The following is a 14,753-nucleotide window of genomic DNA, read 5'->3' on the forward strand; positions in this document are numbered from 1 at the left end:
GGCATCGCGTACGCTTCCTTTCGTTTGGGCGAACACCTGGCCCGACAGTATTCGAGCCGTGTCAGGCTGACAATCCTCGCGCAAAGTCGGGCCGACCAGTGGTCGCTCAGGCGCTTAGCGGATTTCTGACGAGCGCGGAGCCTACTTGTCTCCCCGCTCCCATTTATGGGGCGGAGCTAGGCCCGGGGGAGAGGGCGGCTCTACCCAGCCTACGGATACCGCGATAGGGAAACGAATCAACCGCTCAGTCCACTAGCTCGCACCTCACCGCAAAGCCGGACAAGCAGCTTTCTATAGCCGCCCGCCGCGCCGTATCCAGCTGTGTGACATGGATCCGGGCCAGTTGCCCATGCCGATCATCGGCGATGACTTCGACCCGGATAGTCGGATCAAGGTGGCGCAGAGACTCCTCGAAGACGCGACGAATGGCATCGAAACGCAGGGCCGGTTTGAAGGTCTTGCCCACCGCGGTGACCGGGATCGCGTCGATGATCCACACCTCTTTCGGGATCGCCGCGCGTTCTGGGATATGCGCGGCGGCATGCTTGCGCAGTTCGGCTTCGCTTGCCGTCACCCCAGGTTTGAGCTGGACGTAGACCACCGGCAACTCGCCGGCCTTCACGTCGGGTTTACCCACGGCGGCGGCCATGGCCACGGCCGGGTGTTTGTGCAGGGCCTCTTCGATCATCTGCGGGTCGATGTTGTGTCCGCCGCGGATGATCAGATCCTTGCTGCGGCCGGTCAGCCAGATGTAACCATCGGCGTCGATACGGCCGAGGTCGCCGGTATTGAACCAGTCGCCGTCGACCCAGATACCTTGGTTCTTGTCGGCTTGCAGGTAGCCGCCGAACACCGTGATGCCGCGCAGGCAGAGGTTGCCGATCTCGTTCTCTGCGGCATCGCGCAGGTACTGGCCCTGCTCGTCGAGTACGGCGATCTTCACTTCGCAATAGGGCATGCGCAGGCCAATCGAGCCGGGCCGTCGCTCGCCCGCCGGGGGGTTGCCGCAACTGCCGCAGGTGCCTTCGGTGAGGCCGTAACCTTCGATGAGTTTGAGCCCGGTTTTACCTTCGAACTGCCGAATCAGCTCCACCGGCATCGGCGCCGCGCCACACAGGGCATAGCGCAGGCTGGACAGATCGTGGCCGGCGCTCGGCACTTGCAAGAGGCCGGCATAGATGGTCGGTACGCCACTGAAGAAGCTCACGCGGTAGCGTTCGATGATCTTCCAGAAGTTCTCGATCAGGCTGCTGTTGCGATAGCCCTGCGGGGTCGCCAGCAGTACTTCGGCGCCGACATAGAAAGGTGCGAGGCCGGTGACCATCACGCCGTTGACGTGGAACAACGGCAGCCCACAGAGGGTAATGTCCTGCTCGTTCAGGTCGATCGCCATGGCGAGGATCATCGCCATCGCCACCTCGTTGCGATGGCTGTGCGGCGCCAGCTTGGGGGTGCCGGTGGTGCCGCCGGTGTGGAAGTAGGAGGCGATGTCGTCGGGCTGAATCACCCGGCCGCTTTCCAGGTGATCGTCCGGGCAGGCGGCGATCAAGTCGTCGAAGTCCAGCACGCCCGTCGGTAACCCGCCGCGCTGGGCTTGCAAGCCACTGCGCTGCGGCTCCGGCAGGTAGTTGGCCAGGTCGACGGTGACAATCGCTTGCAGCTCCGGCAGTTGCTCGCGCAGGCCGGCGACCTTGTCCCACAGATCGGTGCCGGGGAAGGGCGCCAGGGTCACCAGCACCTCGGAATCGGCTGCGCGGATCAGTTCGGCGATGTGCTCGGCATCCAGCAGCGGGTTGATCGCATTGACTATCCCCGCGGCCTCGCCACCCCAGAGGGTGAAGTGCGTGTGGGGCAGGTTCGGCAACAGGAACGACACCGCCTTGCCTGGGCGTACGCCGAGGCGATGGAAGGCGTTGGCGGTCTGGGTGATTTTGCCGAACAACTCGGCGTAGCTCAGCCGGCAGGGCGTCTCTTCATTATTACCCTGTAACAGGAAGGTCAACGCCGTGGCATCTGGGCTGCGTGCCGCACTGCGGCGCAGCAGCTCGTAAGTGCTGGGCGGCATGGCGCGATCTTGGAGGGAGACCTGTTCGATCGACTCGGTATCGCGCAGCGAACCGATAGCGGCAACGGCGGTTTGGCTCATGGTGGTTTTTGCTGGCCTGTTTGTAAGAGCCTATTCCTGATCTGCTGCGCGTCGGCCATGCGGCGTTGAAATCGGGCTCAAAATGCTCATTTACAACTCGTAAACTGCGCTTTTTCGCCCGACTTCGCCTTGCCTGACCTTAGCTCGCGAGATCGTGAACAGACTCTAAAGGTTTCAGCCCAAGCGCGCCGCCAGCCAAGTGCCAATATCGCGCACCTCTTCCGGCAACACCTCGTGGCTCATCGGGTATTCCTGCCAGGTCACTGGCACCCCCTGGGTGACCAGGCAATCATGGGCGGCGCGGCCCATCGCAGGTAGCACCACCTCATCGAAAGTGCCATGCAAACAATAAACCGGCAGTTGTTTTTTTGTATCCGGCAGCTGCAGTTCGGCGCTGAAGGTCGGTGCGTAGCTGGACAGTGCCAGCACCCCGCCCAGCGGCCCCTGCCAGCGCAAAAAGGCGGTATGCAGCACGACTGCGCCGCCCTGGGAGAAACCGGCGAGGAAAATCCGTGCCGGATCGATACCGCTGTCGCGTTGCGCTTCGATCAGGTCGATGACTTTCTGTGCCGAGGCTTCCAACTGCTCGCGGTTGATCGCCCGAGCCGGGCTCATGGCGAGGATGTCGTACCAGCTGGGCATGGCATAGCCACCGTTGATCGTCACCGCTTGGGTCGGTGCTTGCGGCAGCACGAAGCGGGTGCTGAGCAGGCGTTCCTGCAACGCCTCGGCCACCGGCAGAAAGTCATAGCGGTCGGCGCCCAGGCCGTGCAACCAGATGACGCACGCATCGGCGGCGTGTGTGGGCTGAAGTATCAGGGTTTCGTGCATGAGCGACTCCGGTACGGTGCGAGCGCCCTCAGACAGGGCGTGGATTCGCCGAGGGCTTGGCGAATCAGTGAAGAAGTTGTCGCAAGGTTACAAGTTTTGCCCTTGACCTGCCCGAATAGTGCTTTTCAAGAGGCGTTGGTACGGGCTTTGCTAAGTCTTGCGCTGACTGATCGCAAGGCCCAGCGGCGGTAACACTGCGGATTTCTGGGCGCTGCCACAGACAAAACAAGCGATGGGAGATTCCCAACAGATTCGTCAAGCGCTGCAGTTTGGCGCACAAGCGAACGAGATGATCCCTCTCCAGTCCATTCGAACAATGGGCGGGGGTGAGTTTTTGGCCGAGAGGACTATCGCCAGCTAGACTCACTCCTTAGGTCTGCACCCCGGTTGACCCTGCTGCTATCGAGAGGGTTGAGCGTGCCTCATAAGGGTACGGCGGTGGGGCCGAGACTCCAAACACAACAACAGCAACTGGAGGTTTTAATGAAGATGGTGAAATCCACCCTGGCTGTGCTGACCGCTGCAGCGGTGCTCGGCGTCAGCAGCTTCGCTCAGGCGGGCGCAACCCTGGATGCAGTGAAGAAGAAAGGCTTCGTGCAGTGCGGTATTAGCGATGGCTTGCCGGGCTTCTCCTACGCCGACGCCAAGGGCAACTACCTGGGGATCGACGTGGATGTCTGCCGTGCGGTGGCCGCCGCGGTGTTCGGCGATGCCAGCAAGGTCAAGTTCAGCCCACTGACCGCCAAGGAACGCTTCACGGCGTTGCAGTCTGGTGAAGTCGACATCCTCTCGCGTAACAGCACCTGGACCAGCTCGCGTGATGCGGCCATGGGCCTGAGCTTTACCGGTGTGACCTATTACGACGGCCAGGGCTTCCTGGTGAACAAGAAACTGGGCGTCTCCAGTGCCAAGGAACTCGATGGCGCCACCGTCTGCATTCAGGCCGGCACCACCACCGAGCTGAACCTCTCCGACTACTTCCGCGCCAATGGCCTGAAGTACACCCCGATCACCTATGACACCTCCGATGAGAGCGCCAAGTCTGTGGAAGCCGGTCGTTGCGACGTGCTGACCTCGGACCAGTCGCAACTCTATGCGCAGCGTATCAAGCTGGCGTCCCCGAACGACTACGTGGTGTTGCCGGAAGTGATCTCCAAGGAGCCGCTCGGCCCGGCAGTGCGTCAGGGTGATGATGAGTGGTTCAAAATTGTGCGTTGGTCGCTGTTCGCACAGTTGAACGCCGAAGAGCTGGGCATCACCTCGAAGAATGTCGAGGAAATGGCCAAATCCACCAAGAACCCGGACATCGCCCGCTTGCTCGGTACCGAAGGTGAGTTCGGCAAGGATCTGAAACTGCCGAAAGATTGGGCGGTACAGATCGTCAAGCAAGTCGGTAACTACGGTGAGATCTTCGATCGCAACGTCGGTGCCGGCAGCGACCTGAAGATCGAACGTGGCCTTAATGCCCAGTGGAACAAGGGTGGTCTGCAATACGCACCGCCGGTGCGTTGACCTTCTGCAGCAGCACTCCGGTTCTGGAGCGCTGCTGTTGTTCTTGATTCCGTGAACTCTGCGCCCGCTCCTGCGGGCGTGGGGCTTCCAAGAGGGCTGCTATGCAAACTACTACTAATGCCTCGCGTCCTAGAGGTTCGGTCTGGACCGATCCACAGGTGCGCGCGTGGCTATTCCAGATTATTGCCGTTATCGCCGTCGTGGCGTTCGGCTGGTACCTGTTCGACAACACGCAACACAACCTGGACCAACGGGGGATTATTTCCGGCTTCGGTTTCCTGCAGAACAGTGCCGGTTTTGGCATCGCCCAACACCTGATCGACTACACGGAAAGCGATACCTACGGCCGTGTGTTCGTCATCGGTCTGCTCAACACCTTGCTGGTGTCGGTCATCGGCATCGTCTTTGCGACCATTATCGGTTTCATCCTGGGGGTCGCCCGGTTGTCGCCGAACTGGCTGATCAGCAGACTGGCCACCGTCTATATCGAAACCTTCCGCAATATTCCGCCCTTGCTGCAGATCTTCTTCTGGTACTTCGCGGTGATGCTGCCGCTGCCGGGGCCGCGGCAGAGCATCAGCATCGGTGAGACCTTCTTCCTCAGCAACCGCGGGCTCAATATGCCCTCGCCGGGGGCGGCCGAGGGCTTTTGGCCGTTCCTGATCGCCCTGCTGCTGACCCTGGTCGGCATCGTCGTGCTGGTGCGTTGGGCCAAGGCGCGGCGCGAGGCGAGCGGGGCGATTTTCCCCACGCCCTGGGTTGCTCTGGCGATGCTAGTGGTGGTGCCGGGGCTATGCGGGCTGCTGTTTGGCAACCCCTTCACCTGGAGCGTGCCCGAGTTGCAAGGCTTCAACTTCCGCGGCGGCTGGGTGATGATTCCCGAGTTGATGGCGCTGGTCCTGGCGCTGACGGTCTACACCGCGGCCTTTATCGCCGAGAACGTGCGTTCCGGGATTCAGGCGGTCAGCCACGGGCAAACCGAGGCCGCCCGCTCCCTCGGCCTAAGGCCGAGGACCACGCTGCGTCTGGTGATCATCCCGCAGGCCCTGCGCGTGATCATCCCACCACTGACCAGCCAATACCTCAACCTGGCGAAGAACTCCTCGCTGGCCGCCGGTATCGGTTATCCGGATATGGTCTCGCTGTTCGCCGGCACGGTGCTCAACCAGACCGGCCAGGCGATCGAGGCGATCGCCATTACCATGAGCGTGTACCTGGCCATCAGCCTCAGCATTTCAATGTTGATGAACTGGTACAACAAGCGCATTGCGCTGATCGAGCGGTGAGGAAAAGCGCATGACGATTCATACCTTCAAACCGGATCTACCGCCACCGCTCCTGAGTGTCGGCGTGCTCGGCTGGCTGCGTGCCAATCTGTTCTCCAGTTGGTTCAATACCCTGCTGACCCTGTTCGCCATCTACCTGGTCTGGCTGATCATCCCGCCGCTGTTGCAATGGGCGTTTATTCAGGCCGACTGGACTGGCACCAGCCGTGCCGACTGCACCAGCGAGGGCGCCTGCTGGGTGTTCATCAAGGAGCGCTTCAGCCAGTTCATGTATGGCTTCTACCCGTCCGAGCTGCGTTGGCGGGTGGATCTGACAGCTTGGCTGGCGGTCATCGGCGCCGCGCCGCTGTTCATTCCGGCGATGCCGCGCAAAGCTGTCTATGGGCTGGGCTTCCTGGTGGTCTATCCGCTGCTGGCCTACTGGCTGCTGCACGGTGGCTTCTTCGGTCTGAGCACTGTGTCCACCAGCCTATGGGGCGGCTTGATGCTTACCCTGGTGATCGCCGCGGTCGGTATCACCGGGGCCTTGCCGCTGGGCATCTTGCTGGCCCTGGGACGGCGTTCGGACATGCCGGCGATCCGGGTGATCAGCGTCACCTTTATCGAGTTCTGGCGTGGTGTACCCTTGATCACCGTGCTGTTTATGTCCTCGGTGATGCTGCCGCTGTTCCTCCCGGAAGGGCTGAGCTTTGACAAGCTGATGCGCGCACTGATCGGCGTGACCCTGTTCCAGTCGGCCTATATCGCCGAGGTAGTGCGCGGTGGCCTGCAGGCCATCCCCAAGGGCCAGTACGAAGCGGCCGGCGCGCTCGGCCTCGGCTACTGGCGGATGATGGGCCTGGTGATTCTGCCGCAGGCGCTCAAGCTGGTGATCCCCGGCATAGTCAACACCTTCATCGCCCTGTTCAAGGACACCAGTCTGGTGATCATCATCGGTCTGTTCGACCTGCTGAACAGCATCAAGCAAGCTACCACCGACCCCGTCTGGCTGGGTATGGCCACCGAGGGCTATGTGTTCGCCGCCCTGATTTTCTGGATCTTCTGTTTCGGCATGTCCCGCTACTCCATGCACCTGGAACGCAAGCTGGACACCGGCCACAAGCGTTAGCCAAACGCTTAATTAGGAGTTTGTTATGAGTGAAGCAATCAAGCAGTCGGCCAGCGCCGATCAGAGCATGATCCTGATGCAGGGCGTGCATAAGTGGTACGGCCAGTTCAATGTGCTCAAGGACATCAACCTGGATGTGAAGCCGGGCGAGCGCATCGTCATTTGCGGACCTTCGGGGTCGGGCAAGTCCACGGCGATCCGCTGTCTCAACCGCCTGGAGGAACACCAGCAGGGGCGCATCGTGGTGAACGGGGTGGAGCTGACCCGCGACCTCAAGCACATCGAGTCGGTCCGTCGCGAGGTGGGCATGGTGTTCCAGCACTTCAACCTGTTCCCGCACCTCACCGTGCTGCAGAACTGCACCCTGGCGCCGATCTGGGTGCGCAAGATGCCCAAGCGCCAGGCCGAGGAAGCCGCCATGCACTTCCTCGAGCGCGTGCGTATCCCCGAGCAGGCCCTCAAGTACCCGGGACAGCTCTCCGGCGGCCAGCAGCAGCGGGTGGCCATCGCCCGCGCACTGTGCATGAAGCCGAAGATCATGCTGTTCGACGAGCCGACCTCGGCGCTCGACCCGGAGATGGTCAAGGAGGTGCTGGATACCATGGTCAGCCTGGCTGAGGACGGTATGACCATGCTCTGCGTGACCCACGAGATGGGCTTCGCCCGCACCGTGGCGAACCGGGTGATCTTCATGGACAAGGGCGAGATCATCGAGGAGGCGCCGCCGAACGAGTTCTTCAACAACCCGAAGAACGAGAGGACCAAGCTGTTCCTCAGTCAGATCCTGCACTGAGTAACGCTGAGTCGAAAAAGGGAGCCGAACGGCTCCCTTTTTTTGTCCGGCGTAACTGCAGCTCTTTGTAGGAGCTAGCTCTGCTAGCGAAGCTCGTAAGCCTGTGTTCGCTAGCAGAGCTAGCTCCTACAGGTTCGGCGTTGTTATCAGGTAGAAGGTAGGCTGGGTAGAGCTGTTTTTTGGCGAAACCCAGCATTGTCCGGAGCTGGGTTCGGCCTTGTTATCAGGCAATTGCGTAACAGCCAACTCCGACAGAGCCAATTTATTCACCTGGCGTGGCCGAGTTGTTCGGGGCAGCGAATGAATTCGCCCCTACAGGTCTATCGCGCAAGCGCCGGCGAAACGCCCCTGGTGTTTCCCCACAGAGTTGTTTGAACAGCTTGGCGAAGGCCGCGCGGTCGGCATAACCGACCTGGGCGGCGATCTGTTCCAGGGAGCGGGAAGGATGACGCAGGGCCGTTTGCGCGGCGCTGATGCGCAGCCGTTGCAGATAGTCGTTGGGCGTCAGCCCGGTGCTGGCGCGAAAACGCCGCAGCAGGGTACGCGACGAGCAGTTCGCACGCTCGGCCAGGCGCTGTAAATCCATGGGTTCGGCGTAGTGCCGCTGTAACCACTGCAGCAGCGGATTAAGTTGGCTGTCACTGCTGTTCGGCTCCGGCAGCAGCGGGGCGAAGCGTGACTGGCGACCGCGCTGGGTTTCGAACACCAGCGCCGCGGCGACTCGCTGAGCCAGCCAGTCGCCAGCGTGCCAGCCGATCAGATACAGGCACAGATCCAGGCCGGCCTGCGCGCCGCCCGAGCAGAGCAGGTTGCCGTCATGGGTCAGCAGCTCGTCTATCGCCAACTGCACCTGCGGGAAGCGCTGGCGGAATGGCTTAGCCAAGGCCCAGTGGGTGGTGGCGCGGCGGCCATCGAGCACGCCGGCGGCGGCCAGCAGAAAGGCACTGCTGCACAGACTGGCCAGCTGTTGGTTTGGCCCACGAGCGGCAAGCCAGGGCAGCAGGCCAGCGTTGGCGGCCAGGGTTTGCCCGATAGCGCTGCCGGTCGCGGGCAGCAGGATCAGGTCGGCGTGCTCGGCCAGGCTCAAGCCACCGTCCACCCGGATGCTGGCAAAGCCCAGTTCTACCGGCTGCGCGTCCAGGCTGAAGCGCTGCAGCTTAAACAACGCTTGTCCGGCCAGTTGATTGGCCAGCACAAACGCATCGTTGGCCATGCTCAGGCTGGAGCAAACCGTTTGCGGACACACGTAAATAGCGACGTTCAGCATGCTCGGCAGCCAATCAAGAGATTTGGCTATTTCTGACACAAAGCTGTCGATATAGCCAATCGTCGGCTACAGCTTATCTAGCCACAATGGCCAACATCCCATGAGTCGGAGTCTTCCATGAGCCACCCCAACGCCGAGTTGATCAGTCGTTTCTACCAGGCCTTCCAGCGTTTGGATGGCGAGGCCATGGCGGCCTGTTATGCCGAAGATGTGCGCTTCAGCGACCCGGTGTTCAGCGATCTGCAGGGGCGTGAGGCCGGTGACATGTGGCGCATGCTGGCTAGCCGAGCGCAGAACTTTTCCCTGACTTACTCCGACGTGCAGGCCGACGACCAGCAGGGCAGTGCGCGCTGGGTCGCGACTTACCTGTTCAGCCAGACCGGACGCATCGTGGTCAATCAGATCCAGGCGCGCTTCGTCTTTCGTGACGGCAAGATTATCGAGCATCACGACCACTTCGACCTGTGGCGCTGGGCGCGTCAGGCATTGGGCATGAAGGGCGTGCTGCTGGGTTGGTTGCCGCCGGTGCAGGCGGCGATCCGTAAGCAGGCGATGAAGGGCTTGGAGGTCTATCGGGCCGGACGTTGAGCCTAGAGTGCAGTCTCTGAATAACGCTCTCTTTTCCGTATGCGCTCAAGCCACACCTTATTTGGTCTTGTAGCAGGCCGCTTGCCGCGCCCGGAAATGTAGGAGCGAGCAAAGGCCCTGTGTGCTGGCCGTTATTTCTGAGACAGCACACTAGAGCGTCAACAAAACCCTAGGGTGCGTTGCCCCTGCGGGTACAGGCAAAACCCTTGCGCCTGGAGGATGCGGGATCAGTCGGCGCTGTCCTCGAAACGGCCGGCGGCGCGGTTCTTCTTGACCTTGCCGGCCTCGAAGATGCGCCCACTCATGGCCACATAGATGCCCTCGGCCAGGCACTGCAGCGCGCCGATGGCCACGCCGAGGTTGAACGGCGCATCGGTGCTGCGCATGCGGGCGGGCTGCATGGCGCCGGTGAAGAGGATCACCTTGCCGGGGATGTCCTTCAGCACGTCGGCGGTCAAGGTCATGGTGTCGGTGCCGTGGGTGATCAGGATGTGCTTGGCCGGGCAGGCGGCGACCTTGGCGCGGATCAGCGCGCGGTCTTCAGCGGTCAGCTCCAGGCTGTCCTTTTTCACCAGGCTCTCGACCTGGAAGTCGAAGGTCACCGCGGCCTCGCGAAGAATCTCCGGGGCCATAGGTTCGCCGATCTGGAAGTCGGAGAGCGCGTCGTAATAGACCTTGTCGAAGGTACCGCCGGTGGTGAAGATCTGAATATTCATGCAAGGCTCCTATTTGCGAAGGTGGCTTGTGGCCGAGGGGGTGAATATTGCCTAAGCTCGGCGACGAACTCCATGCAGGATGCTGCCGATGATCACGCTGTGCCAATTCCCCGCGGCTTTCAATGTACCCAACCCCAGCCCGTACTGCCTCAAGGTGGAAACCTTTCTGCGTCTGTGCGGCTTGGACTATCGGGTGAAAACCCTATTCGATCCGCGTAAGGGGCCGAAAGGCAAGCTGCCGTTTATTCAGCTGGACGGTGAGCTGATCGCCGATTCGGCGGTGATCCTGCGGACCTTGAGCGAACGCCTGGAACTGCCGCTGGATCGGCATCTGGACGCCGCGGGCCGTGGCCGGGCGTTGGCGATTACCCGTCTGTGCGACGAGCACCTGTACTTCCTGCTGGTGTATTTCCGCTGGCTCGAGGATGAGGGCTGGCACCAGATCAAACCGGTCTTCTTCGGTGGGCTGCCGGCCCCGCTCAAATGGTTGGTGCCGGGGCTGGCGCGCAGCAATATACGCAAGGCCCTGCACGGCCAAGGCCTCGGCCGGCATAACCGGGAGGAGGCGCTGACCTTCGCTCGCGAGGACCTGCAGGCGCTCAGCGACCTGCTCGGCGCTGCGCCGTTCTTCGGTGGCGTGCAGCCGTGCAGTGCGGACGCCGCGGCCTATGGTTTGCTGGCCAACTTGATCCTGTGCAGCCTGGACACTCCGCTGAACCGGCTGGCGCGCGAGTTTCCCGCGTTGGTGGCCTATTGCGAACGGCTGCGGGACAAGTTTTGGGCATGAGTGCAGTAGAGCCCAAGCCCTGGTTTGTCTACCTGGTGCGGGCCGCCAACGGCGCGCTGTATTGCGGTATCAGCGATGATCCGCAGCGGCGTTTCGCCGCGCACCAGAGCGGCCGCGGCGCGCGTTTCTTCCATTCCAGCCCGGCCCAGGCCTTGGTCTATGTGGAGGCCTGCGCGGACAAGGGCGAGGCGCTACGGCGCGAACGGGCGATCAAACAGCTGAAGAAAAGCGCCAAGGAAATCCTCGTTAACGAGGTGGGCGTTATCGGGGCTGTTGATAGCGCCCTATCAGACTGATCGGGTAGGCCGCCGCGGCGCTGGCGAGTAAGCTGGGTGCTTCCCTCACCGTCGCGGAGCCCAGCATGCACGAGTTGATCCTGCACCATTACCCTACCTCGCCGTTCGCCGAGAAAGTCCGGCTGATGCTGGGCTTCAAGCAACTGTCCTGGCGCTCGGTAATGATTCCGCCGGTGATGCCCAAGCCCGACCTGACGGCTTTGACGGGCGGCTACCGCAAGACCCCGGTGCTGCAAGTCGGCGCTGACATTTACTGTGACAGCGCGCTGATCGCCCGCCGCCTGGAGGCCGAAAAAGCCACTCCAGCGCTGTTTCCAGAGGGCCAGGAGTTCAACGTCGCCAGTTTTGCCAGTTGGGCCGACTCGCTGGTGTTCCAGCATGCGGTGAGCCTGGCGTTCCAGCCGGAATCCATCGCCGCGCGCTTCGGCAAACTGCCGGCCGAGGTGGTCAAAGGCTTCATGGCCGACCGCGCCGGGCTATTCAGTGGCGGCACGGCAACCCGCCTACCGCTGGAGCAAGCCAAGCACCAATGGCCGACCTTGATGGCTCGTCTGCAGCAGCAGTTGGCCCGCGAAGACGGTGACTTCCTGTTCGGCGCACCGTCGCTGGCCGACTTCGCCCTGGCGCACCCGTTGTGGTTCCTCAAGGCCACGCCGGTCACCGCGCCGTTGGTGGACGATTATCCGGCGGTGGCTGTCTGGCTCGGTCGCGTACTGGGTTTCGGTCACGGTTCGGCCAGTGAGCTGGTGGCCGATGAGGCCATCGAAATCGCCCGTGCGGCGACTCCGACGGCGCTGCCGGTTGAGGTATTCCATGAGCCCAACGGTTTCCAGGTCGGTCAGCAGGTGGCTGTGGCCGCGACCGACTATGGCATCGATCCGGTGGCCGGGGAGTTGGTCTTTGCCGGCAGCGAAGAGCTGATCCTGCGCCGGGAAGACGAGCGCGCCGGCACTCTGCACGTGCATTTCCCGCGCCTGGGCTTCCACATCCAGGCCCTATGAGCAAGGGGCGCGCCACCCGGGCTCACTGCCCGGGGGCTGCGGGCTGGCGCAGACGCGGCAGGGTCTCGGCCAGTTGGCGAAAGTGCTGCAGGCGCTCGTAACAGAGGGTCAATTCGCCGGTGTTGCGGTTGTACCAGGCGTCCGGCGTGCCGCAGCCGCTCAGGCGCAGGATCAGGGTGCGGGGCAGGGCGAAGGTCGCGCTGGCGCGCCGGGCCAGAGTCTCCAGGTTGCCACCGGCTCGTACCTGGGCGATCAGCCGCTCGGCGTCCGGCACATTGACCGGCGGTGGGTCGTAGATCACCTGGAAGCGCGGCGTCGTCTGGATCGCGGCGCGCCGGTAACGGCTCCTGACCCAGTCCACCGCCTTGCGCGCCTGCTGGTATTCCTGATCGCAGTAGAGCGCGCGTTCCATCGGCAGGCCGGTCAGCTCCGGCACCCACTCCAGGCGCTCCGGGTCGCTGCCGTAGACCAGGCAGGCGATGTTGTAGAAGCGCTGGGCATCCAGGCCGTGGGAGTCCCAGGCCGGCACCTCCTCCGCGGCCGGTTTCGGTCGCTGCCACTCCAGACGCAAGAAGTCGACGATGTCCAACAGCTTGGCGTAGAAGTCTGCATCGCGCTGCTCGCCATGGAGCAGGAACAGGCCGATGAGGCCGAGTTGGTCGGCGGCGTCCTCCTCGCGGCCGAGCACGGGCAGGTCCAGTTCGGCGATCAGCAGATGGCCCATCTCATGCAGTACGGTGAACTCGCTGTTGGCGAGGATGAAGCGGGTCACGTCGGGGGGCAGGCTGCTCTCGGGGGGCGGCTCGGCCGGCAACGGGCCGGCGAGCAGGAGCAGCAGGGGCAGCCAGCGGCACAGGGGACTCATGGGCGTGCGCCGAGTATGCCTGCGGGGGCAGGCGCTGGAGCGGAGAAGCGGTCGGCCGGTCGCTGCATGAGCGGCTCCCCTGCGAGGGGGCGAACGGGTATGCCTCCAATGACTCTAGCAGGGCACTGCCCGTCGGCCGGGGCGATCCGCCGAAAGGTGGGGCCTCCGGCGGAGGGAGAAGGGACGGGCGGCTCAGCTCTTGCGTCTTTTCAACTGATCGGTCAGCTGGGTCGGCAGGTTGCGGATGGTCAGGATGTCCTGCGCTTCGTCATAGTCGATCTTCGAGCCGAGCAGGTGCGCCTCGAAGCTGATCGACAGGCCCTCGGCGCGCCCGGTGAAGCGGCGGAACTGGCTCAGCGTGCGCTTATCCGCCGGGATCTCCGGTGACAGGCCGTAGTCCTTGTTGCGGATATGCTCGTAGAAGGCCCGCGGGCGCTCCTCGTCGAGCAGCCCGGAGAGCTCCTGCAGGGTCATGGGTTCGCCAATTTTGGCCTGGCTGGTGGCGTAGTCGACCAGCGTGTCGGTTTTCGCCCGGGCCTGTTCTTCGGGCAGGTCTTCGCTTTCGACGAAGTCGCTGAAGGCTTTCAGCAGGGTGCGGGTCTCGCTTGGCGAGTCGACGCCTTCCTGGCAGCCGATGAAGTCGCGAAAGTACTCGGAGACCTTCTTGCCGTTCTTACCCTTGATAAACGAGATGTACTGCTTGGACTGCTTGTTGTTCTGCCACTCGGAGATATTGATCCGCGCCGCCAGGTGCAGCTGGCCGAGGTCCAGGTGTTTGGCCGGGGTCACGTCCAGCGCGGCGTTCACCGCCACCCCTTCGCTGTGATGCAGCAGGGCGATCGCCAGGTAGTCGGTCATGCCTTGCTGATAGTGGGCGAACAGCACGTGGCCGCCGGTGGAGAGGTTGGACTCCTCCATCAGCTTTTGCAGATGCTCGACCGCCTGGCGGCTGAACTGGGTGAAGTCCTGGTCGCCCTCGTTGTAGTCCTTCAACCAGCCGCTGAACGGGTAGGCGCCGGACTCCGCTTGAAAGAAGCCCCAGGCCTTGCCCTGCTTGGCGTTATAGCTCTCATTGAGGTCGGCCAGCATGTTCTCGATGGCCTGCGATTCGGCCAGCTCGGTGCTGCGGGCGTGCAGCACGGCGGGCGTGCCGTCGGGTTTTTTCTCGATCAGGTGGACGATGCAGTGGCGGATCGGCATGGTGTTCTCATATCGGGGCGGACAGGGCGAGGCGCGCCAGTTTACCCGACCTGCTCGCCCTTGGTCGCCCGTCGCTTTTGCAACGCCTGCCGGCGTTCGCTCATATAACGCAGGTGCACGTGCAGTTTGTACCGCTCGTTGGAGTAGGGGAGCGGCGCCTCGACCTTGGCCAGCTTGTCCTCCAACTGTTCCAGCCTCTCGATTTCGGCGTCGAGCTGTTCTGGTAGCGTGCCGGCGTCGATCTGCCGGTCGACTTCGCGCAGGTACTTGTATCAGCGATAGATCCGCGCGCGGATGCGCCAGCGATACAGCGGGCCTATGGCTTTGAACAGCGGGAATCGGCCGGGCGCGGGCTTG

The 14,753-nt window shown here is 62.8% G+C and carries 14 protein-coding genes and 1 pseudogene; 8 read left to right on the plus strand and 7 right to left on the minus strand.

Annotated elements, in window-relative coordinates; all coding sequences use genetic code 11:
• Positions 1–244 precede the first annotated feature (244 nt).
• Together FFS12_RS00070 and FFS12_RS00075 are read right to left on the minus strand one after the other, a co-directional pair.
• Complete coding sequence (locus FFS12_RS00070) at positions 245–2,146, minus strand: acyl-CoA synthetase (protein ID WP_137884980.1); 1,902 nt, start codon at positions 2,144–2,146, stop codon at positions 245–247.
• Positions 2,147–2,320: 174 nt separating this feature from the next.
• Positions 2,321–2,977: an alpha/beta hydrolase gene (locus FFS12_RS00075; RefSeq protein ID WP_137884981.1), complete on the minus strand. Its 657-nt coding sequence runs from the start codon at positions 2,975–2,977 to the stop codon at positions 2,321–2,323.
• Between the two features lie 483 nt (positions 2,978–3,460).
• Between FFS12_RS00075 and FFS12_RS00080 the strand changes: the two genes are divergently transcribed.
• The 4 genes from FFS12_RS00080 (at position 3,461) to FFS12_RS00095 (ending at position 7,676) form a co-directional block, all read left to right on the plus strand.
• Positions 3,461–4,489 carry an amino acid ABC transporter substrate-binding protein gene (locus FFS12_RS00080; protein ID WP_137884982.1) on the plus strand — a complete coding sequence of 343 codons (1,029 nt, stop codon included), beginning with the start codon at positions 3,461–3,463 and terminating at the stop codon, positions 4,487–4,489.
• A gap of 101 nt (positions 4,490–4,590) precedes the next feature.
• On the plus strand, positions 4,591–5,775 hold the full coding sequence (locus FFS12_RS00085; protein WP_137884983.1) for an amino acid ABC transporter permease: 1,185 nt from the start codon (positions 4,591–4,593) through the stop codon (positions 5,773–5,775).
• A gap of 10 nt (positions 5,776–5,785) precedes the next feature.
• On the plus strand, positions 5,786–6,883 hold the full coding sequence (locus FFS12_RS00090; protein WP_137884984.1) for an amino acid ABC transporter permease: 1,098 nt from the start codon (positions 5,786–5,788) through the stop codon (positions 6,881–6,883).
• A 25-nt stretch (positions 6,884–6,908) separates the two neighbouring features.
• Positions 6,909–7,676, plus strand: a complete 768-nt coding sequence (locus FFS12_RS00095) for an amino acid ABC transporter ATP-binding protein (RefSeq protein ID WP_137884985.1) — start codon at positions 6,909–6,911, stop codon at positions 7,674–7,676.
• 262 nt (positions 7,677–7,938) lie between these two features.
• Here the strand turns inward: FFS12_RS00095 and FFS12_RS00100 are convergent, their stop codons facing one another.
• Positions 7,939–8,943, minus strand: a complete 1,005-nt coding sequence (locus FFS12_RS00100) for a GlxA family transcriptional regulator (protein WP_137884986.1) — start codon at positions 8,941–8,943, stop codon at positions 7,939–7,941.
• 117 nt (positions 8,944–9,060) lie between these two features.
• On the opposite strand from FFS12_RS00100, the gene FFS12_RS00105 reads away from it, so the two are divergent.
• The gene (locus FFS12_RS00105) at positions 9,061–9,531 is read left to right on the plus strand and encodes a nuclear transport factor 2 family protein (protein ID WP_137884987.1); all 471 of its coding nucleotides are present in this window, start codon (positions 9,061–9,063) and stop codon (positions 9,529–9,531) included.
• A gap of 227 nt (positions 9,532–9,758) precedes the next feature.
• Here FFS12_RS00105 and FFS12_RS00110 read toward each other — a convergent pair whose 3' ends face one another.
• A complete protein-coding gene (locus tag FFS12_RS00110; RefSeq protein ID WP_137884988.1) occupies positions 9,759–10,247 on the minus strand; it encodes an asparaginase domain-containing protein in 489 nt (162 codons plus the stop codon).
• A gap of 88 nt (positions 10,248–10,335) precedes the next feature.
• Between FFS12_RS00110 and FFS12_RS00115 the strand changes: the two genes are divergently transcribed.
• The 3 genes from FFS12_RS00115 to FFS12_RS00125 all read left to right on the plus strand — a co-directional run bounded on the left by FFS12_RS00115 (position 10,336) and on the right by FFS12_RS00125 (position 12,331).
• Positions 10,336–11,034, plus strand: coding sequence for a glutathione S-transferase family protein (locus tag FFS12_RS00115; protein WP_137884989.1), 699 nt, complete (start codon positions 10,336–10,338; stop codon positions 11,032–11,034).
• Positions 11,031–11,330 carry a GIY-YIG nuclease family protein gene (locus FFS12_RS00120; protein ID WP_137884990.1) on the plus strand — a complete coding sequence of 100 codons (300 nt, stop codon included), beginning with the start codon at positions 11,031–11,033 and terminating at the stop codon, positions 11,328–11,330. The genes FFS12_RS00115 and FFS12_RS00120 overlap by 4 nt, the downstream gene beginning before the upstream one ends.
• Before the next feature lie 65 nt (positions 11,331–11,395).
• Positions 11,396–12,331 carry a glutathione S-transferase family protein gene (locus FFS12_RS00125; RefSeq protein ID WP_137884991.1) on the plus strand — a complete coding sequence of 312 codons (936 nt, stop codon included), beginning with the start codon at positions 11,396–11,398 and terminating at the stop codon, positions 12,329–12,331.
• A 22-nt stretch (positions 12,332–12,353) separates the two neighbouring features.
• On the opposite strand, the gene FFS12_RS00130 is transcribed toward FFS12_RS00125, so the two are convergent.
• From FFS12_RS00130 to FFS12_RS00140, 3 genes and pseudogenes are all read right to left on the minus strand, one after another.
• On the minus strand, positions 12,354–13,196 hold the full coding sequence (locus FFS12_RS00130) for a DUF4344 domain-containing metallopeptidase (protein ID WP_137884992.1): 843 nt from the start codon (positions 13,194–13,196) through the stop codon (positions 12,354–12,356).
• A 192-nt stretch (positions 13,197–13,388) separates the two neighbouring features.
• Positions 13,389–14,396, minus strand: a complete 1,008-nt coding sequence (gene yejK / locus FFS12_RS00135) for a nucleoid-associated protein YejK (protein WP_137884993.1) — start codon at positions 14,394–14,396, stop codon at positions 13,389–13,391.
• Between the two features lie 41 nt (positions 14,397–14,437).
• Positions 14,438–14,731: pseudogene (locus FFS12_RS00140) on the minus strand (C4-dicarboxylate ABC transporter substrate-binding protein); the annotation flags it as partial.
• Positions 14,732–14,753: the final 22 nt, after the last annotated feature.

Source organism: Pseudomonas sp. 2FE (assembly GCF_005503735.1).
In the GTDB taxonomy this organism is placed as follows: domain Bacteria; phylum Pseudomonadota; class Gammaproteobacteria; order Pseudomonadales; family Pseudomonadaceae; genus Aquipseudomonas.

Bases quoted from the DNA above. Each gene is read 5' to 3' on its own strand.
- FFS12_RS00075 (WP_137884981.1), bottom strand. From the start codon at position 2,977: ATGCACGAAACCCTGATACTTCAGCCCACACACGCCGCCGATGCGTGC.
- FFS12_RS00100 (WP_137884986.1), bottom strand. From the start codon at position 8,943: ATGCTGAACGTCGCTATTTACGTGTGTCCGCAAACGGTTTGCTCCAGC.
- FFS12_RS00080 (WP_137884982.1), top strand. From the start codon at position 3,461: ATGAAGATGGTGAAATCCACCCTGGCTGTGCTGACCGCTGCAGCGGTG.
- yejK (WP_137884993.1), bottom strand. From the start codon at position 14,396: ATGCCGATCCGCCACTGCATCGTCCACCTGATCGAGAAAAAACCCGAC.
- FFS12_RS00110 (WP_137884988.1), bottom strand. From the start codon at position 10,247: ATGAATATTCAGATCTTCACCACCGGCGGTACCTTCGACAAGGTCTAT.
- FFS12_RS00130 (WP_137884992.1), bottom strand. From the start codon at position 13,196: ATGAGTCCCCTGTGCCGCTGGCTGCCCCTGCTGCTCCTGCTCGCCGGC.
- FFS12_RS00120 (WP_137884990.1), top strand. From the start codon at position 11,031: ATGAGTGCAGTAGAGCCCAAGCCCTGGTTTGTCTACCTGGTGCGGGCC.
- FFS12_RS00085 (WP_137884983.1), top strand. From the start codon at position 4,591: ATGCAAACTACTACTAATGCCTCGCGTCCTAGAGGTTCGGTCTGGACC.
- FFS12_RS00125 (WP_137884991.1), top strand. From the start codon at position 11,396: ATGCACGAGTTGATCCTGCACCATTACCCTACCTCGCCGTTCGCCGAG.
- FFS12_RS00070 (WP_137884980.1), bottom strand. From the start codon at position 2,146: ATGAGCCAAACCGCCGTTGCCGCTATCGGTTCGCTGCGCGATACCGAG.
- FFS12_RS00115 (WP_137884989.1), top strand. From the start codon at position 10,336: ATGATCACGCTGTGCCAATTCCCCGCGGCTTTCAATGTACCCAACCCC.
- FFS12_RS00090 (WP_137884984.1), top strand. From the start codon at position 5,786: ATGACGATTCATACCTTCAAACCGGATCTACCGCCACCGCTCCTGAGT.
- FFS12_RS00095 (WP_137884985.1), top strand. From the start codon at position 6,909: ATGAGTGAAGCAATCAAGCAGTCGGCCAGCGCCGATCAGAGCATGATC.
- FFS12_RS00105 (WP_137884987.1), top strand. From the start codon at position 9,061: ATGAGCCACCCCAACGCCGAGTTGATCAGTCGTTTCTACCAGGCCTTC.